The following is a 25,950-nucleotide window of genomic DNA, read 5'->3' as shown; positions in this document are numbered from 1 at the left end:
TCGCGTTCCCGCGGGGGTGAGGCTGAGTGCGGCGCTCTGCTGCTGTGGCCTTGATGCGGTGCCGACATGCTGCCGCGAGGCTACCTGTTTCGCGCAGAGTCGAGCTCTACACGTTAAGTCAGGCTGAGCTGGTTGCAACCAACTCAGCCTGACTTAACGTGTAGAGCGCACGCGAAGCACACCCCCACGCGGCTTGATTCCAACCAGCCTCAGACAACCAGCCGTCAGCCAGCTGCCGGCAGCTCCCTACTTGTTCAGTTCTTCCAAGGCCTTCTTCGAGCCCGGGTGGAGTTTGATCGGGTCAGGTGTTTCGGCGTTTTCGAGCTTGATGTCCTTGGCCGCTGCGTGGACCTTCTCCAGCTCGGCCTTCTTGTCGTAGATCAGCTTCGTCAGAGCGCAGGCGGTGCCTTCGTCCATGTCGTTGCGGACCATGAGGACGTTGGGGGTGGCGATGGTCTTGACGGTCTTCACACCTTTGTACGTATCGGCGGGGATCTCGTCGACTTCGTAGACCGGGTTGATCTCCTTCATCGGGCCCTCGAGCTTGGAGATGTCGAGGAATTCGACGTCTTTGCCGTTCGAGGTGAAGAGGTCGGTGACGCCGGCTGTCGGCAATCCGCCGGACCACACCATGCCATCGATCGTGCCGTCTTTCATTCCGTCAACGGTCTTGGTCAGGTCGAGGCGCTGAGTTGTCACGTCGTCCTTTTTGAGCCCTGCCGTCTCGATGAGACGGTTGGCGATGACCTCGGTGCCGGACTTCGGCGAGCCGGTGGAGATCGTCTTGCCCTTGAAATCCTTGACGGATTTGATGTCTGCATCCTTGCGCACGATCACGTGAGTGAAGTTCGAGTAGATGCGCGTCAGTGCCGAGATGTCCTCCGGCTTCTTGAAGTCCGCGTCACCGTTGACCGCATCGGCCGCTGTATCGGCGAGCGAGAACGCAATGTCGTAGTCCCCGGATGACAGCTGCTGCAGGTTCTGCACGGAGGCACCGGTCTCGGCCGCGGTGGCCTTCAGATCGGAGTTGTCGGAGATGATCTGCGCCAGACCGCCGCCGAGGACGTAGTACACACCCGTCGAGTTTCCGGTGGCGACAGTGATCTGCCCGGACGCCGCGGTGCAGTCGCCGCCGCCCTCACCTGCCGGTTTGGCTTCCTGCTTACCGCCGCATGAGCTCAACGCCAGCACCGCGGCAACGGCTGTCGCCGTGATTGTGAACATCCTTGTTCGCTTCATGGACTTCGTCCCTTTCTCAGTTGGACTCGACCGGAGATCCGGTCGAGTGTGTTTCGGTGGATCCGATATCGCTTGTAGTCGCCGAGGTGGTCCTCGGTTTGCGACGCAGCAGCAGGTGAACGATGACGGCGAGGATGAGGGCAGAGAACCCGATCATCATCGACATGGGCTGGAGGTAGAGCAGGGCTCCTGCGGCGATGAAGCACAGGATGCGCTCCGGCCAGCCCGCACGGCGGATGATCCAGCCACCGGCACCGGCGGCGAGTGCAGCCACGGCGAATGCGGACACGAGCCCGGTCCATACCGCGTCGACGAAGCCGCCCTGGGCCACGAGGCTGGCACCTTCGGGCGTGAAGGTGAAGGCCAGCGGGACCAGGAACGCAGGTATTGCATACTTGCATGCCTGCCACATCGTTGCGATGACCCTGCCGCCGGTGATCGCCGAGGACGCGACGGCCGCCAGAGCCGTCGGGGGTGAGACCTCGGACAGGACGGCGTAGTAGAAGATGAACATCGCAGCGGCTGCCTCTGGGACACCGAGTGAGATCAGTGCCGGGCCTACGATGACCCAGCTGATGATGAACGAGGCCGTCACGGGCACCGCTAGGCCGAGGATGGTCACGGCCACGGCGGCGAAGATGCAGGTGAAGATGAGGACCGCGGTCGGGTCTGTCGACAATGCCTGCGCGCCCTTGATGAGGATGTCGGAGATGACCTGGCCGAGGCCGGTCTTCGTGATCGTCGAGACGATGATGCCTGCGGCCGCGCAGACGCTGGTCACCGGCAGGACCGAGCGGATGCCCGAGGACAGTGCCCCGTAGAAGACGTCCCAGATCGCGAGGAGAATCGTCTTCGGTTCGCCGAGGCGGGAGATGACGATTTCGATGATCCCGAAGCCGATGCCCACCAGGGTGGCGTAGACGACGGCTTTGAAGGGTGCCATGCCCATGGAGAGGAAGACGACGATGATGCTCAACGAGATGAAGTGGTAGAAGCCCCTCTTCAGGATGGGCCACGCGCGCAGGCCAGGAGGCGGCGTGTAGTCGACCTCGATCTTGCGGGAGTCGATTTCGATGGCGAGGAAGATGCCCAGATAGTACAGAAGGGTCGGGACCACTGCCCACAGCAGGACGAGTCCATAGGAGACGTTGAGCAGCTCCGCGATGATGAAGGCGGCGGCACCCAGGGTCGGGGGTGAGAGGATCGCACCGATACCGGAGGCTGCGAGCATTCCGCCCGCGTTCTCCTTCGGGTATCCGGCCTTCTTCAGCACGGGCCAGGTCACGGCACCGAGTGAGACTGCAGTGGCGGTGCCGGAGCCGGAGACCGTGCCCAGGAGGAAGCCGGAGAGTGCGACGGTGCGTCCCGGTGCGGCCTTCGACTTCTTGAATAGTGAGAAGCTGAGGTCGATGAAGAAGCTCGCCGCCCCGGTCTTGTCGAGGACCGCTCCGTAGATCGTGAAGAGGACGATGTAGGTGGCTGCGACGTCGAGGGGGATGCCGTAGAAGCCAGAAGCATCGTTGTAGAGGGCGTTGACGATCTGGTCGAAGTTCTGGCCAGCGTGGGATCCGGGCCAGCTGACCGGAATGTAGGCGCCGTAGTAGCTGTAGAGGAAGAAGACGATGCAGAAGATCGGCAGAATCAGGCCAGTGGTTCTGCGCGTCGCCTCAAGGACGAGGAGGAGGAGAACGCCGCCCATGATGACGTCGAGTGTGGTCAGCGAGCCCTGCCGGTTGAGGAACTCGTTGAAGCCGCCGGAGAAGAAGGGCAGCACCGGGTAGGCGCAGGTGAGGAAGGTGAGAACGACGAGCACCCAGTCGATGATCGACGGATTGTCGTTCGACCGACGCTTTGCCTTCCTGCGTGGTTTCGCAGTGGAGTCAGAAGCCGCACCGCTGTCAGCGCCGACATCGCTGCCGGCAGCGACATCGCTGTCGACAGCCTCGGCGACGTCCAGGGCCTGGTCGGCGACATCGCTCTTGCGGCCGAAACCTGGCCGGTAGCAGATGAAGACCAGTGGCAGCACGAACGCCAGGAACCACATGAGGTAGTACTGATTGCCTTGAGTCAGCGGGAAGAAGACCTGTTTGAGAACGAACAGTGACACGACGAAACACACGATCCCCACGCCGAGGTCGAGCCTGCGTGTCAGGGTGCGCTGAGGCAGCTCCTCATCGTACTGCGCGATCAGTTCGTCGACGTTCGTCTGCGGTATCGGGTTCGCAGGAGGCGCCTCGGAAGGACGTGCGGACATCATTGTCCTTTCGGATGCTCGGGTCATATTGCTCAAGCCATGTTGCTCAGGTGTTGTTGTGAACCACCTCACAATATACCGAGCGTCCGCTCACCTTCATCTCCCGCGTCCCGACCAGCGGTCATATTGTCGAGATCGTTACTCGCAGTGCCGATAGGTGGGACTGGGACATCGCTCTCACGGCAGTGCCCCCATCTCGCCGCAGGTGACCCTCAGCACACGACGGGGCCTAACAGGTCAAGTTCCGCATTCGCCAACCACGTGGCCACCCTTTGAGATGAAATGTACCTTGCCGAATACGGAGTAGATTGGGGCCATGAATTCTCCGACCCCGGTCTTCGACTCACACCTGCACATCATTGACCCCAAGCATCCTCTCGTCGAGAACAACGGCTACCTGCCGGACCCCTTCACGGTCGAGGACTATCTGATGCGCATCAGCGGTCTGGGCATTGCCGGCGGAGCAGTGGTCGCCGGGTCATTCCAAGGGTTCGACCAGTGCTACCTTGTCGATGCTTTGAGTACTCTTGGCCCCGATTTCGTCGGTGTCACTCAACTTCCCGTCGACACGTCCGATGATCGCATCCTGGAGCTCGACCGCGACGGAATCAAGGCACTGCGCTTCAATGTCGCCCGGGGAGGCTCAGCAGTCTTGGACGACATGGAACATATGGCTCGTCGGGTCCATGATCTCGCCGGGTGGCACTCGGAGCTCTACATCGATGCCCGCAGCATCGATGAGGATCTCAGTGTCCGCATCGCCGGTTTGCCCGCCGTGAGCATTGACCATTTCGGCATGCACAGCGACGGACTGCCCGCCCTGCTGAAGCTGGTCGAACGTGGCGTCAAGGTGAAGGCGACAGGCTTCGGCCGAGTCGAACTCGACCCTGCCACCACGATGCGAGCGATCGTCGACGTTGACCCCTCGGCACTCATGGTGGGCACGGATCTGCCGTCGACCCGGGCTCCTCGACCGTTCGAGAACACAGATTTCGACATCATCCGTGACACCCTGTCGCCTGAAGAACTCACCGCAGCGTGCTGGAACAACGCCGCAGAGTTCTATCTGGGACGCACGCGCGACTGATGGCGAAGCCGCGGAGAGCCTGATCGCGAGGCCATCGAGAGCCTGTTCGCGGAGCACTGAGCCAAGTCCTGGCGAAGCACGGGGCTCGTCTTGGCCTGCGTTGACCTCAATCAAGTAGCATTCCACGGATGAGCTCCCCACGATCGAATCTCGCATCCACTCTGCACAACCTCGATGGCCGCAGCTACGGAAATTACAAGCAGATCCGTGGCAGCTACGAGTTCGGGCCGGTCACCGTGTTCATCGACCAGGTCCAGGTTGATCCCTTCGCCTCACCGTCGAAGGTCCGGATCAGGATCAACCGCGCCGAGGCGGGGTTCCCCACTGACATCACCACCGAACGCGCAGATCGCATCGCAGCCGCTGACTTCCTCTTCCGCGTTGGTGATTCATTCCTGCACCGCAATGACCGGCGTTCGATCATCCTCGGACGTCCGGGGCAGGAGGTGCTCGAACGCACCAACGTCCTCATCGATGACGAAGGCTTCGAGGCACGCCTGCTCGTCAATCTCCCGGCTCGGGGCCGTCGCATCCTGGGCCATCAGGCAGCTGACATCCTCACCCGGGATGTGCCCGAGCTCGCTCGGGCCATGTTCGTCCACGCCAATCTGTCCCAGGCCGATCTGCACGAGCATGTCCAACTCCACCGGGATCAGCTGGAACTGCAGAACCACCTCGACGAGGAAGGTCTTCTCGCGTTCATCGGCAATGGCGCGATCCTGCCGAGGCGATCCGGGGATTCGGATCTGCCGATGGATTCGAACGCTGTGGCCTTCACCAGCCCGAGCTCGCTGGAGCACACCATCACGCTCTCGAGCGGACGCAGGCTCACCGGCATGGCGATCCCGTACGGTGTCACGGTCATCGTCGGCGGCGGCTATCACGGCAAGTCGACGATTCTGCGTGCTCTCGAGCGCGGCGTCTACCCGCATATTGCAGGCGACGGCCGGGAATGGGTCATCACGGAACCCAGTGCCACCTCCATCCGGGCCGAGGACGGTCGCGCCGTGACCGGCGACGACATCTCGCCCTTCATCAACAATCTGCCATCCGGCACTGACACGAGAGCCTTCACCACGACGAACGCGAGCGGGTCCACGTCACAGGCGGCCAACCTCGTGGAAGCTGTGGAAGTCGGTGCTCGTTCGCTGCTCATCGACGAGGACACCTCGGCGACGAACTTCATGATCCGCGACGATCGGATGCGCGCACTCATCCCCGCCGACCGCGAACCCATCACCCCTTTCGTCGATCGCATCCGTCCGCTGTTCTCCCACCGAGGCGTCTCCACAGTGCTGGTCGCCGGTGGATCGAGCGCATTCTTCGAGGTGGCTGATCATGTCATCGCCCTCGACGCCTACGTGCCCCAGGAAGTCACCGAGAAGGCGCACGAACTCGTGGGTATGAAATCAGCCGATGACACAGGAGAAGTGTTCACCACTCCGCAGCCTCGAGTCCCCACGGCGAAGGCGCTGCACCCCAGCTCGAAGACGAAGTCGGCGAAGGCGAAAGGGCTCGGTCAGGTTCAGTTCGGCAAGGCCTTCATCGATCTGACCGCGGTGTCCCAGCTCGTCGACCCGCAGCAGACGACAGGCATCGCCGAGGCGCTTGAGTACATGGCCGAGATCTTCGACGACCAGACCTCACTCACCGAGGCTCTGGCCGAGGTCGAGGACATGCTCGAGGCACAGGGACTCGACGGCCTGACCGGCAATCGCGATCATCCGGGGCATGTCGCCCGCCCTCGCGCACAGGAGATCGCGGCAGCTCTCAACCGCTTCCGAGGGCTGCGCCTGGTGGACTGAGCCGACTCTCCGGAGTCGACTCGCCTTCAGAATCGGGGCACCTGCTCAGTGCTCCTCGATCTCTTTCGAGTCGGTCAGCGTGCGAATCCCGATGATCGACATCACCAACACGATACCGGCGAGGACCGCGAACGAAATCTGCTGTGAGTGCACGAAGCCGGCAATCTTCGCCGAATCCCAGGCCCCCTGCGGCAGTGTGCTGCCGAGAACCGTGGCCATGATCGTGCCGACTATCGCAACGCCCACTGCATTGCCGAGCTCTTGAGCAGTGTCGTTGAGCGCCGATCCGATCGACGTGTGCGTCTCCGGCAGTGCGCCGAGGAGGGCGACCGCACCTGTCGTCATGATCGTCCGCATCCCCATGGTCATGATGAGCATCCCGGCCGCGCACCAGAGGAAGCCGTGTGTGAGCGCGAAGATCCAGATGATGAGGCTGACGAGGACGAGCGCGATGCCGCCGATCGAGGTCGTACGGTGGCCGAATCGGGCCACGGCGCGATCGACGAACGGGCCGGCGAGCAGCATGCCCGCGACGAACGGAAGATTCGCCAGTCCCGCCTGGAACGCGGACCAACCCCAGGCGAACTGGTAGAGCTGAGTCGAGACGAACATGACTCCGACCATGGCGATCATTGTCGCGGTCTGCAGAATCGCTGACCCGCTCACTGTCGGCAGGGCGAGCAGTTTGAGATCGAGCATCGGATCCTCGGCGGTCTTCTCACGCCAGATGATTCCGACAAGGGAGAGCACTCCGGCGGCGAAGACGATCACTGTCAACGGTGCACCCCAACCGTTTTCGACCCCAGCGGTGAAGCCGTAGAGGAGGAAGCCCAGGGAGGCCACAGACAAGATGCCGCCGGGGATGTCGGCACCGCCTTCGCGACGGTCTGCCGGGTCGTCCTGGGCGATCCCGAAACGCACACCGAGCCAAGCAATGACCGCGACAGGGGCGTTGACCACCAGGAGTGCCTGCCAGGGCAGATTCGTGATCGCCAATCCGGCGATTGTCGGGCCGATCGCGAAGCCGATCATTGAGACGACCACGATGAGGCCGATCGCCCTCGTGCGCAGGTCATCACGGTCGAAGAGGCGGAAGATCAACGACATGGTCAATGGGGCGATGAATGCGGCGAAGACTCCTGCCATTGCTCGCACCGCGATCAGCTGTGCGGGCGTGGAGACGAGTAGCACCGCGAGTCCGGTGAGACCGAACAGCACGAGGCCGAAGAGGAGGGTTCGACGGCGACCGAGCTTGTCGCCCATCGTCCCGCCAACCATGAGCAACCCGCCGAACGTCAGCGAATAGGCGCCGACGATCCACTGCAGGTCTGCTGGAGAAGCGCTGAGGTCTCGCCCGATCGTGGGCAGAGCGACGTTGAGAATCGAGTTGTCGACCATCTCGACGAGCATGGTCAGACACAGAGCGAGAAGAGCGGGCCAAGCAGCTCGGAGACTCTGCGGTTTGCGTACTTGCGTATCGGCGGATGAGGTGGTCGAGGAGTATGGGGAGGACATGTAGGTCCTTTCGCGGGTAGGTCGAAAGGTCGGCTGGAGTGCCGGCGAGAGAAGAACGTTGCTATCGAACAATGTTCGCTAATGGAACTACGTTCGATTCATCGAACTATGTTCGAGAATAGAACGGTGTTTGATTGAATGCAAATCTCTCTGTAGATTCAAGGCATGGCATCTGAGACTCCCCCACGTCCGCGAGGCGATCACAACGCGAATTCACGCAGACAGGACCCTCGTGATTCAGCGACGGAGGCTCAACGCAGGAGCATTCACTCCCGACGCCGAGGTGGTCGTGGGGTGGCGCGCACGCGCACTTCCCTCTCGCTGGAGCAGATCATCGAGGCCGCGATCACCACGCTCGACACCGTTGGGGCGGAGAAGATGACACTGCGCGGACTGGCCGCACAGCTCGACAGCGGCGTGGCCAGTCTCTACTGGTACGCCTCCGGCAAGGACCAGCTGATGGCCATCGTCTCCGATGAGCTGTTGGGACGCGCATTGGACGAGGCCGAGGCCCTCGAACGTGCCGATCAGCCGCACCCGAAGCAGTTTGAGAACTATCCTCCCCCAGAGCCCGATGGCCGCACGAGCACCGGTACCGCTGAGGGCCTGCTGCAGATTCGACGGCTCGTGCTGTGCCTGTTCGCCCAGATGCTTGAGCACCGTTGGCTGGCCTCTCAGCTCATCAAGGCGGGCCCCGACGAGCAGAATTCGCTGAGCTACTGGGAGTTAGTCGGTCAGGCCCTCCAGAATAGTGGGCTGGACCTGACCCGCCAGCTCCAGGCGTCAATGGTCGTGTCCACCTATGCTTCCGGCATGGGCGCGGAAGTCTCTCAGCGTGCGATCGAACGCGAAGCCGCCGAGGATGCTGAAGCCCAACACACTGCCCAAATCGACCACTGGGCAAGTTTCAGTGAGGAAGACTTCCCCTTCGTGCACTCTGTGCTCGGCGAGTTCGAAAACCTCGACGAGGCATCGGATTTCGTCATGGGCCTCGACCTCGTCCTGTCAGGATTGGAACGCCTCACCTGGGACTGAACAGCGTTAAGGGTGAAGCTGCGACTCAGAAACCGTCGAGCTGCTCGAGGAGTTCGCCCACGGTGGCCACAGGCAGGGAGCACTGCGTCCCTCGGCAGACGATCGCGGTCCCTTCTGGCACCTCGACCTCGGATCCGCTCACACCCGGGACTCCGGTTGAATCGGTCAGGAGCGTGACCGCAGGGTGCCGGGCAGCGAATCCGCTCAACTCGGCATTTCGAGTGGCCACACGCACCGGGCCGAGTGCTCGTTCGGACTGCCACAGCGCGTGACCGCAGCCGCGCGGGGCTCGACCGGCGAGTGCCCTATAGACACCGAGCAGGCGATCGCGCAGTTCAAGAAGTCCTCCAGTGCTCAGATCCTCAGCCCCAGCGGTGCCAGTGGACGAGTCGCCACCCACCGCACGACTGCCCGTCGAACCGGTCTCAGCACTGCTGTCGACACCGAGCTCTGCGAGCAGAAGCGCCACCTCTGCTGCGGCAGACCTGCCGGAGGGCACCGTGTTATCCACCGGATCGGATGCTCTCACACTCAGGATCTCGTCGCCCATGGAGTCGAATACCTCGAGCGTCTCCCCTTCAGCAGTGAAGTCGGCAAACATCCTCGCGCTCAACAACACCAGGTCACTCACCTGCACGGACGCTCCCGGCAGCTGTCGAACTGTGATGCCGGCAGTGATGAACTGCGCCCAGTCAGCGAGTCCGGCCTGGCCGGGTCCAGGTGTGTCGCCGGTGAAGCTGCGGCGGACGTTGAGCCTCGAATCGGAGCTGGCACCACGGGCGCTCACGTCTGAGTCGCGGTCAATGCGTGGACCGGAGTCGCCGAAGCGCGCCAGCATCGCGTCCCACAGATGGACTGCCGCACTCCCCCAGCTCACCGACGCATCAGTGTCTGCGGAAGCCCCGGCACCACTCGTCCCGTCCGTGCCGCCTGTGGCACCGGTGTACAGCGCCGCTTCGGCCAGAGCCGTGACTGCCAATGAATTCCATTCGGTGATCGTCTTCTCATCCCGCGCCGGCTGGGACCGCTGCTCCAGCAATTCTCTGAGCCCGGATCGTTGCGCGACCGTCGCCGAGGTGGCCCACGGCGCGGGATGCTCCTTGTCGAAGGGCACCTCGTCCATGCCCAACCAGTCGATGATGCGGATGGCGGCGATGACGTTCCCGGAGAGCTCTGCGCCGGCCGGCGATTCGACGAGTTGGAGCAGCCCCTCCTGCCCCACCTCGGCGAACTCCTCGGGTGTGACGACATAGGCGGCGCCCTCTTCCAGCACACCGTCAGCGTTGAGGGAGTCCGCGTCGAGCGCGGCGATGAAGCGGTCCCCGTCGGACATGTCCGCGTTGAGGAAATTCGCGGTGTCGGTGACCTCGCGTTCGGCGAGCGCCAACCACTTCGAATCCGGGTTGAGCCCGCGTTCGACCTTCGCCCACTGGACGGCGGCGCGCAGGTAGAGCGCATTGTCGTAGAGCATCTTCTCGAAGTGCGGCACGAACCACTGCCGGTCGACGCTGTAGCGGGCGATGCCGCCGCGCACCTGGTCACGCATGCCGCCGCTCGCGATCCGTGCGAAGGTGCTGCGCACCGCGATGAGGCAGTCGAGGACGAGCTCGCCCTCGAGATGTCCGTCGGCGCCGACCCTGTCGACCTTTCCGGGAGCAAGAGCCCCATCCCTCGCCGAGGTGGTCCCGCCCAAGCGCACGAACGTGGCCAAGAGCTGCATGAGGTTCATCAGCGGCGGGAACTTCGGTGCCTTGCCGAACCCACCCCAGGCGGGGTCATAGGAGTCGAGCAGGGACTCGGCTGCCGAGTCGAGTTCTTCGGCACTGAGCAGTTCCGAGGCGGCTTCGGCGGGCAGGGCATCCGAGACTGCACTGGCCATATCGGCGAGCCCACGATCCATGCGCTTGGTCATCTCGGTCACCTCGGCCCGGCGCTCCGTCCACGACTGTGACACGGCCGCGAGCACCTGTGTGAACGCGGGCAGGTTCCCCCGCGGTGCCGGCGGGAAGTACGTCCCGGCGTAGAAGGGACTGCCTTCGGGTGTGGCGAAGATCGTCATCGGCCAGCCGCCCTGGCCGCGCATCGCCTGGAGGGCGTTCATGTAATAGGAGTCGATGTCCGGCAGCTCTTCGCGGTCGATCTTGATCGGCAGGAAGTTCTCGTTGATGACAGCCGCGATGGCCTCGTCCTCGAAAGATTCGTGGGCCATGACGTGGCACCAGTGGCACGTGGAGTACCCGATCGAGATGAGCAGAGGCACGTCACGACGTGCCGCCTCGGCGAGGTTGTCCTTCGTCCACATCCGCCAGTCGACGGGATTGTCGGCGTGGGCGCGGAGGTACGGGCTGGTGGACGACGCGAGTTCATTGGCCATGGACCCAGCGTCTCATCCGAACGCCCCTGCTGAGAACCGGCGCTTCATTCCACCGGCCCTGACCGTGGCGTCGACCACTGATCGGAACCGTCCTCTTATCGACAAGCCAAGTGGTTAAATCCATGTGGTTCTATGGGATGATTCCACCATGGATGAGGAGACGTATTCGCAGACGAAAAGTCCTGGGACAGCTGCCGCCGAGAACCAGGAACCTGCGCTCAGCAGCGGCCCGCCCCCGATGCGCTTCACGGTGGTCGCACTCGCGTTCGTCGTTCATTTCGTCGCCTGGATCGGCTACTGCGCACTCATGGTCGCTTCATCCAACTACTACTTCGCCCAGGGCGTGCCCACCGGAGTCGCCATGTTCGTCCTGGCTTGTGTGGCCGGTGCCGCTGCCATCGTCATCGCGCGCGAGCTCTCGCCCATCCCGCGCAGCATTGTCACCGTGCTCAGCATTGCCATCTTCGGTATCTCCGGCCTCGCCGAGGTGGTCGGACGCGTCGAACGACCGACGCCGGAATTGATGGTTGTGACCTTCGCAGAAATTGTCCCGCTCATCGGCATGCTTGTCTTCCCCTTCATCATCGCGGGGGTCCTCGTTGCAGTGGCAGGCAAGCCTGCGGTGGCGGGCCGGCCGACAGTCGGCGCAGGTATCGTGCTTCTCGCCTGTGTGGTGATCGCGTTCTGCTGCCTCCTGCCGTACTTCGGGGTCCTCGATCCGGCTGCGCTGCCCTCATGGTTCAGGCCGGAGGTGCCGATCGCACTGAACTCCGGAGTCGGCACGGTTGCCGTGGTGTTCGTGCTTGGGCGTGTGCAGTTCCGCGCCTTGTCGTTCGGCTGGTCTCTGGCCATCCGAGCCTTCGGCTTCGTTACCCTGGCTTGCGGAATGCACCTGTGCAGCCTCTCGACAGGTCTGCTCGTGGGCTTCTATCCTCTTGGCGACGGCGGCAGGATGTTCTGGACGGGAGCCACGTTAGGGTTCCCCATCGGCGCAGTGGCTCTGCTCGTTTCTGTGGCAGCGGCGAGGCGTCGGTTGTCTTGAGCCACACTCTGCCTTCCCTCGGATCAGTTCTGTCCCGAGTCATCCCGGACCTGGTGCTCGCCTCGGCGCGCTGACCTCAGAGGTCTTCGACGACCGCGACGAGCCGGTCGGGCCTGTTGGTGATGATGCCATCGGCCCCGAGGTCGACAGCCTTTTCCATGTCTTCGACGCTGTCGACGGTCCACACCAGGCTCGACATCCCCAGCTCGTGGACATGGCCGAGGAAGGTGGCATCGGCCGCGATGTACTGGGGATTGACCTGATCGACCCAGGTGGCGAAGTCGCGCAGTTCGTCCGGGCAGGGCCGCCCCAGAACCCCGACGGGGATCTCTGGCGCCAGCGCGTGGAACTCACGGATGAAGGCCCAGTCACCGGACTGGACGACGAGCATCCCCGCCGCCAATGCCCGGTCCAGATAGTTCGGGGATGCGGTCAGAGATTCAACGAGCGCCTGGGCGAACCCCGGGTATTGGGTGGGGTGTTTGACCTCGAGGAGCAGCCCGGTGCGGGTCACGTGCACCAGATCGAGCACCTCAGCGAGGTGAGGGACCCGGACGCCGGCGAACGATTGGGACTTCCAGCTGCCCGCGTCGAGGCTGGCGATCTCTGCTGTGGTCATGGTCTTCACGCTGTAGTCCGTACGGTCAGGATGGGCGACGCGGACATTCGTCGTCCGCTCCACGGTGACGTCGTGGATGACGACGAGTTCTCCGTCAGCATTCATGTGCACGTCGATCTCGAGCATGTCGGTGCCCTGGTCGATGGCCGCGACGAAGGCCGGGATCGTGTTCTCCGGATAGTCGGCTGACGCGCCACGATGCGCGATGACCAGAGGCGGAACCCGAGTGTGGGTGACAGCCTCGGAGGTGTGGTTAGCGAGGGTGATTGGCATGGCGGGGACTCCTCAGAGTTGGCGACTCGGTGCAGGCTCGAGCGGCCGATGGTGCAGTGTATTGCCGACAACCCTAAGCAACCCGAGCAATGAACGGATGATGTCTGGGTAGACGCGACGTGAATGCTAGATGGGTACAGCGTCAGAGATTTCGCCTGTGTGAGGGACTTGCGCAGGGGCGATGTCATGCGTTTCCTCACTTCGGTGGCAGACTGGAGTACAACTGCAGAAGTAGCACATGGTGTTCACACACCGACATACCCACACAACCAAGCACTGAGCTTGTCGAAGGAGGCATAGATCAATGGAGATGCTCCAGAGCGCGTTCGACAGCGTCAGCGGAGTCATTACGTACGCTCTCGTCGCAGTTCTCATCCCCACAGGGTTGTACTTCACGATTCGTACGGGTGCCGTTCAGCTACGGCTGCTGCCCGAAATGTTCCGCACGATCGTGGAACCAGGCGGACACGATTCCGAAGGCAATCGGAACATCTCTCCGTTCCGCGCCTTCTCCATCTCTGCCGCTTCTCGTGTCGGCACGGCCAATATCGCCGGTGTCGCTCTTGCCATCTCCTTGGGCGGCCCCGGTGCGGTGTTCTGGATGTGGCTGACTGCCATCGTCGGCGGCGCCACCGCCTTCGCTGAGTCCGCACTCGGACAGCTCTACAAGGAGAAGGACGGGCCGAACTTCCGAGGCGGTCCTGCGTACTACATCAACCGCGCGCTGAATATGAAATGGCTCGGGCTGGTGTTTGCGGTCATCGTCGCCATCACCTACGGCATCGTCTTCAACTCCGTGCAGTCGAACTCCATCGTCGACGCGGTCGGAGCATCATTCAACGTCGACGATTCCAACTTCGCCTTCACCGCAATCACCGGTGTGGTCGTCGCCGTCGGGGCGTACCTGATCTTCGCCGGGGGTGCCAAGCGCATCTCGAATGTCTCCGCATACCTCGTCCCGATCATGGCCGGGCTGTATCTGATCGTCGGCATCATCGTGGTGGCAATCAACCTCGGCGCTGTCCCCGGAATGATCGTCACCATCTTCAGCGACGCGTTCAGCTTCAACTCGATCGCTGGAGGTTCGATCGGTTCGATCATGCTCATCGGTGTTCAGCGCGGCCTGTTCTCGAATGAGGCCGGCATCGGTTCGGTCCCAAATGCGGCGGCGACGGCGTCGGCGTCGCACCCGGCCAAGCAGGGTTTCGTTCAGGCACTCGGCGTGTACTTCGACACGATCCTCGTCTGCTCGATCACCGCTTTCATCATCCTCCTGTCGAACCCGGAGTACGGCAGCTCGGCCGAGGGAGTCCAGCTGACGCAGACCGCCTTGAGCGGACAGCTCGGCCAGTGGGCGATCCACTTCCTCACGTTCGCAATCTTCCTCTTCGCGTTCACGTCGATCCTCGGCAACTACTACTACGGCGAAGCCAATATCGAGCATCTGACCCGCAGCAAGGCCGCGCTGCGCATCTATCAGGTGATCGTGATGGTGGCTGTCTTCATCGGCGGGATCGCCGCACTCGACCTGGTCTGGACGGCGGCAGACATCTTCATGGCGATCATGGCGCTGATCAACCTGTTCGCGCTCCTGATGCTCTCACCTGTGGTGTTCAGCCTGTTGAAGAACTATATGGAGCAGCGTCGCGCTGGGCTGGAGCCGATCTTCCGCCGCGGTGACCTTCCCACCTTCAAACGCATCAACACCGATGTCGAGGCCTGGGACGGCACGGACGAAGTCACCACGGCGAAGTTCTGGCACGACCGTGGCAAGAAGGTGCGCCCGGACGACAAGTGATTCTGCCGGCACAGTGATCGTGAAACCACACCGGGCGCACCCTTCTCTGGGAGCGCCCGGTGTGGTTTTCACGTTCTCTACCTAGGAGGAAGTTCCCATGACTGTGGATCGCAGAGAATTGGCCGAATCCCTCGGGTGCCTCCGTTACAACGAGAACCCCCGCGCATCAGGATACGGAGGCCGTCAGACAGCCGAGCTCGGTGTCTTGGGGCTGCCTCTGGGCGAAGCGTTAGGCCCGTTTGAAGGGCCCCGCGGATATATGCAGGGGGCAGACCTGACAATCCGGGAGTGAGGTCGGTCAGCGCCTGGCCGACCTCACTCACGGACGGTCAGCGCTTGACCGACTTCGAGGTGGCGCCGGTCGCCCAGCTGACCTGGCTGAAGGTCACGCGATAAGTCTTCTTGCTCTTCGTCTTGACCTTGTACGTGGCCTTGCCCTTCTTGGCAGCCACGGTCTTGATGGTCTTCCACTTGCTCCCGGACTTGACCTGGAACTTCACCTTAGGGTTGTAGCTGACCTTGCCGTATTTCTCCGGGTTGTAGACCTTGGTCTTCGAAGTCAGAGTGACGGTCTTGCCGCTGCGCTTGGTCGACAGGGAGGCGTAGGTCTTGCCGCGAACGTAGAAGTAGCCCTTGGTGTAGTCGGTGCGCGCGTACCAGAAGGAATCGTAATTGGAATTTGAGTAGTCAGCGTCGATTTCAGACGGCCCAATGGTGTATTTGCCTAGACCTTCGAGGCTCGGGCAAATCATCGCTCGATCCTTGTCATACGGATACGAGTAGTCGCCAAAGAAGGCAGTTGTCGCGTTTCCGTGGCGCCCTGCGATTTCGGAATCTACTGACCAAGAGTCGACGTTTCTCTTCTTGTACTTCAGGTGGACATCAAAGTACTTGCAATTCGAATTTGAAATCACCATGTTCTTGGCTGAAAGCTTCGTCACGTCGAAGGACATCGTCGCCGCCTCAGCGGACACAGCGGGACCGACGACAAGGGCGATAGCGGCAACGGCAGAAACAAGGGCGCGTCTGATGAACTTCAAGGGGACTCCGAAGGTAAGAGGTAAGAACTGGGATTGCCAGAGTAGGAGTCTTGGGATGTGCTGTCGGCAGCGTCAGGCATCGAAACTTGAAAGTTGTATGACCGAAGAGTACCACATCTGAAGTCGACCCGGTCGACACTTCGTCAGAACACGGAAAAGGTGGCCACGGGACCAAGTTCAAGCCCCGCGCAATGCGGACTTGCCTCGGTTCCGTGGCCACCATTTTTGTGGTGTCCGGAGGCCGGACGATGCTTCAGTGACCGATCAACGATCGGCCACCTCGGCGAGGGAGCTTCTCAGCTCACGAGAGGACTCAGTCCTCTTCGACGATGAGCGGGTAGACACCGTTCTCGTCGTGGGTCTCACGGCCAGTGACCGGCGGATTGAACACGCAGGCCATGCGCAGCTCTTCGTCTGCCACGACGGTGTGCTTCTCGTGTCCGTCGAGCAGGTACATGGTGCCATCGGAGAGTGGGTAGGTTTCGCCTGTCTCCTGGTCGGTCAGAGTGCCCTTGCCCTGCACGCAGTACACGGCTTCGACGTGGTTCTGGTAGTGGAAGGTCGAGGTCGTCCCGGCGTAGATCACGGTGTCGTGGAGCGAGAATCCGACGCGTTCCTTGCCCAGCACCATGCGGCGGCTGCGCCAGGTCTCTGACTTGATGTCGCGGTCTGTGTCGTTGAGGTCATCGCGGTTGACTACGTACATTCGTGGTCCTTTCGTTTGGCATATCAGACGGGCTGCCGATGTTTCAGTCGAAATCTCGACCGATCCATCGGCAACGCGTCATACAAGTTTCATGGTTGAGTCTCGGCGTACCGAAAACTCAGTTTTTCAGGCTCTCGCGCTCAGCTGGGAGCTGGCTCAGACCGCCGCAGGTTCTGCGGCCGGAGCGAACTTCAGCACAGCGGCCTCGATGATGTCGAGGCCCTGCTCCAGATCGTGCGAGGAGATGGTCAGCGGAGGCATGATCTTCGTTACTTCATCCTTGGGACCGGAGGTCTCGAGGAGCAGGCCGTTGTCGAAGGCCTCTGCTGCCACCTTGCCGGCGACCTCGTCGTCCTCAAAGTGCAGTCCGGCGAGGAGTCCGCGTCCACGGATGGATGCTCCCTCTGCCTTCTCCACAATCGAGTCGAGGCGCTGGTGCAGTGCGGCGATCGTGTCGGCCAATTCATTCTGGAACGTGTTGTCGGCCCAGAAGTTCTTGATCGCGGCGGTCGCCGTGACGAATGCGGGGTTGTTTCCGCGGAAGGTTCCGTTGTGCTCGCCTGGTTCCCAGACGTCGAGCTCGGGGCGGAACAGGGTGAGTGCCATCGGCAGACCCGAGCCGGAGATCGACTTCGACAGGCACACGATGTCAGGCTCGATGCCAGCCTCTTCGAAGCTGAAGAACGATCCGGTACGGCCGCAGCCGGCCTGGACGTCGTCGACGATAAGCAGGATGTCGTGTTTCTTGGTCAGTTCGGACAGAGCACGAAGCCATTCGGCGCGAGCGGCGCGGAGGCCGCCTTCACCCTGCACGGTCTCAACGATGACAGCTGCAGGCTTGTCGACACCGGAGCCGGAGTCTTCGAGGACCTTCTCGAGCCACAGGAAGTCAGGGATCTCGCCGTCGAAGTAGTCGTCATAGGGAATCTTCGAGCTGTTGGTCAGCGGGATGCCTGCACCTTCGCGCTTCATCGAGTTTCCGGTCACCGACAGCGATCCTAGGGTCATGCCGTGGAATGCATTGGTGAAGGACAGCATGTGCTGACGGCCGGTGACCTTGCGAGCCAGCTTGAGGGCAGCCTCGACGGTGTTGGTTCCCGTTGGTCCGGGGAACATCACGGTGTAGTCGAGTCCGCGCGGCTTGAGGATGAGGTCCTGGAAGGTCTCGAGGAACTCACGCTTGGCCGGGGTCTTCATATCCAGTGAGTGCAGAACAGCACCTGACTGGAGGTACTCGACGAGAGGGTTCATCACGACGGGGTTGTTGTGCCCGTAGTTGAGAGCTCCGGCGCCGGAGAAGAAATCGATGAATTCCTTGCCGTCTTCGCCCCACTGCTTCGCGCCATGTGCCTTGGCGAAGGTGGCAGGCCAGGAGCGCGAGTATCCTCGCACCTCTGATTCGCGGGTTTCGAAGATATCGGGAGTTGTGGTCTTAGAGGTTTCGGTCATCACTTGAGTCCTTTCGACTTCTGGATTACCCGCCTGCCTCGTGAGCAAGCGGCTAGGCGGTGGCCGCGACCGATCAGTTTCGGGTACGGCGTTCGCCTGTCGGCGTCCTCAGACGGGATCAGCTGATCCCCAGGTCGCCTGGTGGCACCACGCTTCTCAGCGGTGCATCAAAGTGGTGCGATTTCGTACAGGTACTCGGTGTCGTGACCATCCGGGTACAGATCCGGAGTGATCAGCGCACGTCGTTCGCAGTTTGCGTCACGCTGCTCAGCGAATGACTGGAACAGACGGTTTGACGCATCGTTGTCATCGGTGATCGTCGTCTCCAGGCGGAGCGCATTGGTGCGATCAGCCAGCTCGTTGAGCATGGTCTTCGCCAATCCGTGTCCGCGGAAGTCCGACGACACTGCGACCTGCCAGATCATCAGCGTGTTAGGCCGATCCGGGCGGGTGTAACCGGTGACGAACCCGGCGGGCTCTCCGCCGATTCGCGCGATGGTCGAGGTTGCCGAGAAATCACGACACCAGAGGATGTACGAGTACGAAGAGTTGAGGTCGAGAACGGCCGAATCTTTAGCCAGTCTCCACATGTGTTGTCCGTCCTCCATGGTTGGAGTACGGACATCGGTTTCTGTTTGAGGTTCAGCGACTGCGTTTCTCACGCCCCTAAACCTAACGACCTGAGGATGAGCGTCAACTCCGAAATCGGCGATTCACGCCACATTCGGGGGTGATTCCCGCGCGTGTTCCCCAAGTCATGAACCGGGGCTTCCCCATGGCATCTCTGGGATGCGTCAGGGCTCTCCTGCGCGCTCATTCCGGGGCAGAGCTTCGTTATCGTTTCGTTACATTTCAGAGGGTTTGGAACAGCGGTTCCACGGCTGTTCCACGTTTCGACGTCGCCTCTGAGCATGACTACAGGGTGACTTTTCAGGGCGTGTGGCCGCAGCCTTGCGCGATGCAGGAATTGTCAGCCGGGGAGACCCCCGACCGATACATTGCCGGAGCCCCCAGACTCCGGTGCACGCAGCGGTGTCTGGGGGCTCCGGCGATGTATCGGATCGCAAGCGTGGTCTCGATGGCACCACAGCCTCTGACCGGGACTTCCCGGCAGGCAGCGCAGTGGGCCGGCCCAAAAGGCCGGCCCACTGCCACGTGAGGCCCGCCTCATGGGCGCCTCGCGGGTTACTTCAGCATTCGACCACGTTGACGGCGAGGCCGCCCTGCGCTGTCTCCTTGTACTTCGAGCTCATGTCCGCGCCTGTCTGGCGCATCGTCTCAATCACCTCGTCGAGGCTGACTCTGTGCTGGCCATCGCCCCACAAGGCCATCCTCGAGGCGTTGATGGCCTTGCCGGCGGCGATCGCGTTGCGTTCGATGCACGGGACCTGCACGAGCCCGGAGATCGGGTCGCAGGTCAGGCCCAGGTTGTGCTCCATGGCGATCTCGGCGGCGTTCTCGACCTGCTCGGGAGTTCCGCCCATGATGGCGGCCAGTCCCCCAGCTGCCATCGACGACGCGGATCCGACCTCGCCCTGACAGCCCACCTCGGCGCCGGAGATCGATGCCCTCTCCTTGTACAGAACACCCACCGCCGCCGCGGTGAGCAGGAAGTCCACGATCGCCGTGTGCTTGGCGGCCTCGCCGCCCTTGACCACGGAATCCACGTAGTTCAGCGCATAGTGGAGGACGGCAGGGATGATGCCGGCGGCACCGTTCGTCGGCGCGGTGACCACGCGGCCACCCGAGGCGTTCTCCTCGTTGACGGCCATGGCGATGAGGTTGACCCATTCCAGGTAGTAGCCGGGATCGCGATCGGGGTCCTCGGCCTTGAGCTTGAGGTACCAGTCGTGGGCGCGCCGGCGCACCTTGAGTCCGCCGGGCAGATAACCAGAGCGATCCAGGGACGCCGAGGCGCATTCCTCCATCACTGAGTAGATGTGGAGGAGTCCGTGCCGGATCTCGTCCTCATCGCGCATCGACTTCTCGTTGACGAGCATGATCTCTGCGACGGACATGCCCGTGTCCTTGCATCGCTGCAGGAGTTCAACGGCCGAGTGGAACGGGTACGGCAGCTCTTCGCTGTAGGACTGCAGCTCGGCGTCGACGACCGAATCGGCAACGGCGAATTCGCTGGCGTCGTCGTCTCGGGAGTCGGCAACAGCCTCGGCGGCCTGCTCCTTCTCGCGGAACTCGGTCTCGGAGGTGACGAAGCCGCCGCCCACGGAATAGTAGGTCTCTTCGGCCAAAGTCTGACCTTCGGCGTCGAAGGCGGCGATGGTCATGGCGTTCGTGTGTCGGGGTTGGATGGTCAGGGGACGCTTGACCATATCGTCTTCGGTGAAGGCGATCTCGACGCCGCCCCCAGCAGAGTCCGCGCCGTCGGCAGCACCAGCGCCACCGACAGCGTCGCCGAGGAGGATCGTGCCCGTCTCGGACATCCGAGTCCGGCGGGCAGTGAGTTCATTGGCTTCGACGCGATCGGGTGCACAGCCCTCAAGGCCGATCAGGATGGCGTCGAAGGTGCCGTGTCCGGCACCGGTGGCGGCAAGGGATCCGAACACATCGACCTTGATGTTGGAGACGGATCCGAGCTTGTCGCCCAGAAGTGTGAGGAAGCTCGATGCCGCTCGCATCGGGCCGACGGTGTGGGAACTCGACGGGCCGATGCCGACGGTAAAGAGATCGAAGACGCTCAGTGGCATGGAAGATACTCCGATTCTTTTCGGGTGATCGATGGGACCGACCAAGGCCGGAAGTTCCAGCCCGGTCGGACTGCGTCGTTCCAGCCGTGGCCGGTCCCATCGGTCGGAGGGTGTGTCAGAGGGAATTGGCCTCTGCGTAGCCTGCTGCGTCCATCACTTCGCCCAGTTCGGTGACGGTGACTTCGAACAGCCAGCCGTCGCCGTAGGGGTCGGAGTTGAGCAGTCCGGGGTTGTCCGTGGCTGCCTCGTTGATGGAGGTGACTTCACCGGTCACGGGGCAGTACAGGTCGGAGACCGACTTGGTCGATTCGACCTCGCCACAGGTCTCGCCTGCGGTGACGGTGTCGCCGATCTCGGGGAGGTCCACGTAGACGACCTCGCCGAGGGCGTCAGAGGCGACTGCGGTGATACCGATCTTCACCGTGTTGCCGACGATGGCGTCAGCGTCGGCGTTGATCCACTCGTGTTCGGCGGAGTAGGTGAAGTTCTCTGGAAGTGGGGGCAATTGCGCCATGATCGTCCTTTTCTGCTTGATTGACAGCTGTGTGGGTGAGCAGGTGCCCCCAGTGTACGAGTCACCGGGGGCATCAGCACCAGGTGCAACGGATCAGTTCTCGCCGCGTTTGTAGAACGGCAACTCGGTCACCGAGAATTCATGCGCCTTGCCGCGGATGTCGACGAAGACGGGCGTGCCGGGGTCGGCGAGACCGCGGTCGAGGAACGCCAGGGCGATGGGGTGCCCGAGCGTCGGCGAAGGTTGTCCGGAGGTGATGGTCCCGACGGTTGTCCCGCCTTCGGCACCGACCTCGTCCGCCGAGGCGAAGACGCTCGCTCCCGATCGTGCGGCGCGACGGCCCGCCGAGGTGAGTCCGACGAGCACGCGGGCCGGTTCGGTCTCCCCCAGCTTCGACAGTGCCTCACGTGCGGCGAAGTTCTCCTTCGTTGTGAACCCGATCATGCGGCCGAGTCCGACGTCGAAGGGTGAGGTCTCGAGGCTGAGTTCGTTGCCGTAGAGCGGCATGCCCGCTTCCAGGCGCAGCGAATCACGTGAGGCCAGGCCGCAGGGCACGAGGCCGTAGTCGACTCCGGCCGTCGTCAAGGTCTCCCACAGGCGCTCGGCGGCGATGTTGGGAATGTAGAGTTCGAAGCCGTCCTCGCCGGTGTAGCCGGTGCGCGCGAGCATCAGGTCGATGCCCGCGATCGTCAGCGGCATCCACGCGTAGTACTTCAGCTCCCGAACCGCCTCGCCGACGGTGATCCCGGTCGAGTTCACCGAGGAATCATCCGCGGCGCCGTCGACGGCTGCATCGTTGGCCGCTGATCCGTCCGCCGCTGTGGTCGCAGGTCCGAATTCCCCATGTTCACCCTCATCGAGGGCGCGGAGGATGATGGCCTCGGAGTTCGGCCCCTGCACGGCGATGAGCGCAGTGTCCTCGGACTCGTCGAAGAGTTTGGCATCGGCGCCCGGGGACTCGTTCTGCAGGAAGTTCCGCAGCCGTTCCTTCAGGGTCGCGACGACGCTCGGGGTGTTCGAGGCGTTGGGGACGATGAGGAACTCTTCCTCGCCGATCCGGTAGGTGATGAGGTCATCGAGGAGGTAGCCCGCCTCATTGACCAGCACACCGTACTTGGCCTTGCCGATCTTCATCTTCGAATACTTCGCCACGAGCGCGTAGTCAAGGAACGCGGCGGCGTCGGAGCCGGTGAGGCGGACTTCGCCCATGTGGGAGAGGTCGAAGATTCCCGCGGCCTCACGCACGGCCCGGTGCTCGGCCAGTTCGGAGCCGTACTTCAGCGGCATGTCCCAGCCGCCGAAGTCGGTGAAGGATGCGCCCAGCTTGTCGTGGGTTGAGTGCAGCGGGGTCTCGCGCGGCGAATTCTCAGTACTCATCAGTCGTCCTCTTCATCGTTGACTTCGAAGGCCTCTGGCGGCGGGCAGGTGCACACCAGGTTGCGGTCGCCGTAGGCGCCGTCGATGCGGCTGACCGGCGGGAAGTACTTAGTTGCCTTCAGCCCCTTGACCGGGAACACGGCAGTCTCGCGGGAGTACTTGGCATCCCAGTTATCCATCACGACGGTCGCCGGGTGCGGGGCACCGGCCAGTGGGGACTCCTCGTAGGTGTACTTGTCGCCGATCGAATCGATCTCTGCGCGGATGACGCGCATGGCTTCGATGAAGCGGTCGAGTTCGTCCTTGTCCTCGGACTCGGTCGGTTCGACCATCAGGGTGCCTGGGACAGGGAATGCAAGGGTCGGGGCGTGGAACCCGAAGTCGATGAGGCGCTTGGCCACATCCTCGGCGGTGACACCGGACTTCGCCGTGGCCTCGCGCAGGTCGAGGATGGTCTCGTGACCGACGAGTCCGTGCTCACCCGAGTAGAGGATGGGGAACACATCGTGGAGCTTGGCCGCCAGGTAGTTGGCACCCAGGAGTGCGGCACGAGAGGCCTCGCGCAGTCCCTCGCCGCCCATGAGCTCGAGGTAGGCGAGGCTGATCGGCAGGACGCCGGCTGAGCCGAACATCGAGGCCGAGATCGGCAGCTCGTGCGCGTTCTCATCCCCGGCCACGAGTTCCGCCGAGGTGGGATCACCGGGCAGGTACGGGGCGAGATGTTCGCGCACCGCGACGGGTCCGACGCCGGGCCCGCCACCGCCGTGGGGGATGCAGAAGGTCTTGTGCAGGTTGAGGTGGGAGACGTCGCCGCCGAATTCGCCGGGCTTGGCCAGACCGACCATGGCGTTGAGGTTCGCACCGTCGACGTAGACCTGACCGCCGGCGGCGTGGATCTTCTCGCAGACCTCGCGGACCTCGGATTCGAAGATGCCGTTGGTCGAGGGGTAGGTGATCATGATCGCGGCGAGCTTGTCGGCGTTCTTCTCGATCTTCGCGTCAAGGTCGGCCATGTCGACCGATCCGTCTTCTGCAGTCGCGATGACCTGGACCTTGAGTCCGGCCAGGACTGCGGAGGCAGCGTTGGTGCCGTGAGCCGACTGCGGGATGAGCACGACGTCGCGGTCGGTGTCACCGTTGGCGACGTGGAAGTTGCGGATTGCGAGCAGTCCGGCAAGTTCGCCCTGGGAGCCGGCGTTGGGCTGCAGGGACACACGGTCATAGCCGGTGACCTCGACGAGCGAGTTCTCCAGGCGGGTGATGAGGGTGCGCCATCCGTGCGTCTGCTCAACGGGGGCGAAGGGGTGGATGGAGGCGAACTCGGGCCAGGTGATGGGTTCCATCTCTGCCGCGGCGTTGAGCTTCATCGTGCACGAGCCCAGCGGGATCATCGTCCGATCCAGCGCCAGGTCCCGGTCGGCCAAGGTGCGCAGGTAGCGCATCATCGAGGTCTCGGAGCCGTGTGCGCTGAAGATCGGGTGGGTGAGGAACTCGGTCGTGCGGTGAAAGCTCTCGTCGAAGGCCGGGGTGGGCACGTGGTTGGCTCCGAATGTCCCCGCCGAGGCGGATTCGAAGTTCGCCTCATCGACCCGGGCGATGATGCCCAGGGCTTCGAGCAGTCCGTTGGCATCGGCGACCGAATGGGATTCGCCGAAGGAGACGCCGATGGTGTCGGCGTCGATGACGCGGACGTTGTAGCCGCCGCGCTCTGCGACGACTCGGGCCGCTTCCGCATCGGCGACGCGGATGGCCACGGTGTCGAAGAACTCACGGCTGACTACCTCGGCGCCGGGGGCGGTGTTCGCTGCGGTCGCGAACGCCTGTGCCAGGCGGTGGATGCGGGAGGCGATGCGGGTCAGGCCGACGGGGCCGTGATAGACGGCGTACATCGAGGCGACATTGGCCAGCAGCGCCTGGGCGGTGCAGATGTTGGACGTAGCCTTCTGGCGGCGGATGTGCTGTTCACGGGTCTGCAGGGCCAGACGGTAACCGGGCTTGCCCTGGGCGTCCTTGGAGACGCCGACGAGGCGGCCGGGCAGCTGACGCTGGAGGCCGGACTTCACGGCCATGAACCCGGCATGGGGTCCACCGAAGAACAGGGGGACGCCGAAGCGCTGGGCCGAGCCGACGGAGATGTCGGCGCCCTGGGAGGCGGGATCCTTGAGCAGGGTCAGGGCCAGGAGGTCGGCGTCGAAGGTCACGAGTGCGCCGCGGTCATGCGCGCCGTCGACGGCCTCGGTGAAGTCACGGATGACGCCGGTGGTGCCGGGCTGGGCGCAGACGATGCCGAAGATGTCCTCGCCGGCGAGCCCCTCGGCCAGGTCAGCGACGGTGACGCGGAAGTCCATGGCCTTCGCACGGGCGCGGACGACGGCGATGGTCTGCGGATGGAGTTCGGAGTCGAGGACGACGGTTGTCCCCTTCTTCACTGCCCGACGCATGAGAAGGACAGCCTCGGCGACGGCGGTGGCCTCGTCGAGAAGTGAGGCGTTGGCGATGTCGAGACCGGTGAGGTCCTGGACGACCTGCTGGAAATTGAGCAGCGCCTCGAGCCGGCCTTGGGAGATTTCCGGCTGGTAGGGGGTGTAGGCGGTGTACCAGGCGGGGTTCTCGACCAGGTTGCGGCGGATGACGGCCGGGGTGATCGTGTCGTAGTAGCCCTGGCCGATCATCTGCTTGCGCATGATGTTCTGACCGGCGATCGCGCGGAGGTCATCGAGGACCTCGGCTTCGGAGCGGCCCGTGGGCAGGTCGAGTCCGTCGATCTGAATGGATTCTGGGATGGCTGCGGCCGACAGTGCTTCAAGCGAGTCGTAGCCGAGTTCGGCCAGCATGGCCGCAGTGTCGTCGGCGCGGGGGCCGATATGCCGGTCGGAGAAGGGGCGTTCGGTGTCTCCGGTGGGCGCTGTGGTGTGCGCAAGTGAACTTGTGTGGGCGAGTGAACTGGTCAATTGCCGTCCTTGGGTCGGTGTCGCGCCCGCCTATGGAGGACGCACTGAGCAGTGGCGGTCCTCCCCGATCTGTCGGACGCGTCCCTCGTGTTCGCTTTGCGCCTGGAGCCTCACGTGCGTGAACACGTGCGCTCAGAGCGTTGCGAGCCGGAGTCGGCTCCTTCAGA

The 25,950-nt window shown here is 63.1% G+C and carries 18 protein-coding genes; 5 read left to right on the top strand and 13 right to left on the bottom strand.

The features are described 5' to 3' along the window. Positions 1-246 precede the first annotated feature (246 nt). The gene (locus tag JFC13_RS13075; RefSeq protein ID WP_232488586.1) at positions 247-1,239 is read right to left on the bottom strand and encodes a TAXI family TRAP transporter solute-binding subunit; all 993 of its coding nucleotides are present in this window, start codon (positions 1,237-1,239) and stop codon (positions 247-249) included. A 16-nt stretch (positions 1,240-1,255) separates the two neighbouring features. Continuing rightward, on the bottom strand, positions 1,256-3,493 hold the full coding sequence (locus JFC13_RS13070) for a TRAP transporter permease (RefSeq protein WP_232488585.1): 2,238 nt from the start codon (positions 3,491-3,493) through the stop codon (positions 1,256-1,258). A gap of 316 nt (positions 3,494-3,809) precedes the next feature. On the opposite strand from JFC13_RS13070, the gene JFC13_RS13065 reads away from it, so the two are divergent. After that, positions 3,810-4,580: an amidohydrolase family protein gene (locus JFC13_RS13065; protein ID WP_198397519.1), complete on the top strand. Its 771-nt coding sequence runs from the start codon at positions 3,810-3,812 to the stop codon at positions 4,578-4,580. A 128-nt stretch (positions 4,581-4,708) separates the two neighbouring features. Further along, a complete protein-coding gene (locus JFC13_RS13060; RefSeq protein ID WP_198397518.1) occupies positions 4,709-6,385 on the top strand; it encodes an ABC-ATPase domain-containing protein in 1,677 nt (558 codons plus the stop codon). 45 nt (positions 6,386-6,430) lie between these two features. Here JFC13_RS13060 and JFC13_RS13055 read toward each other — a convergent pair whose 3' ends face one another. Further along, the gene (locus tag JFC13_RS13055) at positions 6,431-7,900 is read right to left on the bottom strand and encodes an MFS transporter (protein ID WP_198397517.1); all 1,470 of its coding nucleotides are present in this window, start codon (positions 7,898-7,900) and stop codon (positions 6,431-6,433) included. Between the two features lie 294 nt (positions 7,901-8,194). Here JFC13_RS13055 and JFC13_RS13050 point away from each other — a divergent pair, with 294 nt between their 5' ends. Then, positions 8,195-8,935 (top strand): TetR/AcrR family transcriptional regulator, encoded by a 741-nt coding sequence (locus JFC13_RS13050; RefSeq protein WP_332839409.1) that lies wholly within the window; start codon positions 8,195-8,197, stop codon positions 8,933-8,935. 25 nt (positions 8,936-8,960) lie between these two features. Here JFC13_RS13050 and JFC13_RS13045 read toward each other — a convergent pair whose 3' ends face one another. Then, positions 8,961-11,309, bottom strand: a complete 2,349-nt coding sequence (locus JFC13_RS13045; RefSeq protein WP_198397516.1) for a thioredoxin domain-containing protein — start codon at positions 11,307-11,309, stop codon at positions 8,961-8,963. A gap of 148 nt (positions 11,310-11,457) precedes the next feature. Here JFC13_RS13045 and JFC13_RS13040 point away from each other — a divergent pair, with 148 nt between their 5' ends. After that, the gene (locus JFC13_RS13040) at positions 11,458-12,351 is read left to right on the top strand and encodes a hypothetical protein (RefSeq protein ID WP_198397515.1); all 894 of its coding nucleotides are present in this window, start codon (positions 11,458-11,460) and stop codon (positions 12,349-12,351) included. A gap of 76 nt (positions 12,352-12,427) precedes the next feature. Here the strand turns inward: JFC13_RS13040 and JFC13_RS13035 are convergent, their stop codons facing one another. Then, entirely contained in the window at positions 12,428-13,243 is an 816-nt protein-coding gene (locus JFC13_RS13035; protein ID WP_198397514.1) for a glycerophosphodiester phosphodiesterase, read from the bottom strand. Positions 13,244-13,547: 304 nt separating this feature from the next. On the opposite strand from JFC13_RS13035, the gene JFC13_RS13030 reads away from it, so the two are divergent. Then, positions 13,548-15,041: an alanine/glycine:cation symporter family protein gene (locus tag JFC13_RS13030; protein ID WP_198397513.1), complete on the top strand. Its 1,494-nt coding sequence runs from the start codon at positions 13,548-13,550 to the stop codon at positions 15,039-15,041. 329 nt (positions 15,042-15,370) lie between these two features. On the opposite strand, the gene JFC13_RS13025 is transcribed toward JFC13_RS13030, so the two are convergent. From JFC13_RS13025 to gcvP, 8 genes are all read right to left on the bottom strand, one after another. After that, the gene (locus tag JFC13_RS13025; protein WP_198397512.1) at positions 15,371-16,081 is read right to left on the bottom strand and encodes a hypothetical protein; all 711 of its coding nucleotides are present in this window, start codon (positions 16,079-16,081) and stop codon (positions 15,371-15,373) included. Positions 16,082-16,394: 313 nt separating this feature from the next. Next, the gene (locus JFC13_RS13020; protein ID WP_101573238.1) at positions 16,395-16,787 is read right to left on the bottom strand and encodes an ectoine synthase; all 393 of its coding nucleotides are present in this window, start codon (positions 16,785-16,787) and stop codon (positions 16,395-16,397) included. Between the two features lie 156 nt (positions 16,788-16,943). Next, entirely contained in the window at positions 16,944-18,236 is a 1,293-nt protein-coding gene (gene ectB / locus JFC13_RS13015; protein WP_198397511.1) for a diaminobutyrate--2-oxoglutarate transaminase, read from the bottom strand. Between the two features lie 167 nt (positions 18,237-18,403). Continuing rightward, positions 18,404-18,826 carry a diaminobutyrate acetyltransferase gene (gene ectA, locus JFC13_RS13010; protein WP_232488584.1) on the bottom strand — a complete coding sequence of 141 codons (423 nt, stop codon included), beginning with the start codon at positions 18,824-18,826 and terminating at the stop codon, positions 18,404-18,406. 600 nt (positions 18,827-19,426) lie between these two features. Next, on the bottom strand, positions 19,427-20,941 hold the full coding sequence (locus tag JFC13_RS13005) for an L-serine ammonia-lyase (protein ID WP_198397510.1): 1,515 nt from the start codon (positions 20,939-20,941) through the stop codon (positions 19,427-19,429). Between the two features lie 115 nt (positions 20,942-21,056). After that, the gene (gcvH, locus tag JFC13_RS13000) at positions 21,057-21,455 is read right to left on the bottom strand and encodes a glycine cleavage system protein GcvH (protein ID WP_198397509.1); all 399 of its coding nucleotides are present in this window, start codon (positions 21,453-21,455) and stop codon (positions 21,057-21,059) included. Between the two features lie 93 nt (positions 21,456-21,548). Beyond that, positions 21,549-22,832 carry an aminomethyltransferase family protein gene (locus JFC13_RS12995; protein ID WP_198397508.1) on the bottom strand — a complete coding sequence of 428 codons (1,284 nt, stop codon included), beginning with the start codon at positions 22,830-22,832 and terminating at the stop codon, positions 21,549-21,551. Then, positions 22,832-25,783 (bottom strand): aminomethyl-transferring glycine dehydrogenase, encoded by a 2,952-nt coding sequence (gene gcvP, locus JFC13_RS12990; RefSeq protein WP_198397507.1) that lies wholly within the window; start codon positions 25,781-25,783, stop codon positions 22,832-22,834. Before gcvP ends, JFC13_RS12995 begins: the two co-directional genes overlap by 1 nt. Positions 25,784-25,950: the final 167 nt, after the last annotated feature.

It is taken from the genome of Brevibacterium antiquum, assembly GCF_016107655.1.
GTDB lineage: Bacteria > Actinomycetota > Actinomycetes > Actinomycetales > Brevibacteriaceae > Brevibacterium > Brevibacterium antiquum.
The sequence above is the reverse complement of the archived record's forward strand: the minus strand, read 5'-3'. Positions and strand labels throughout refer to the sequence as shown.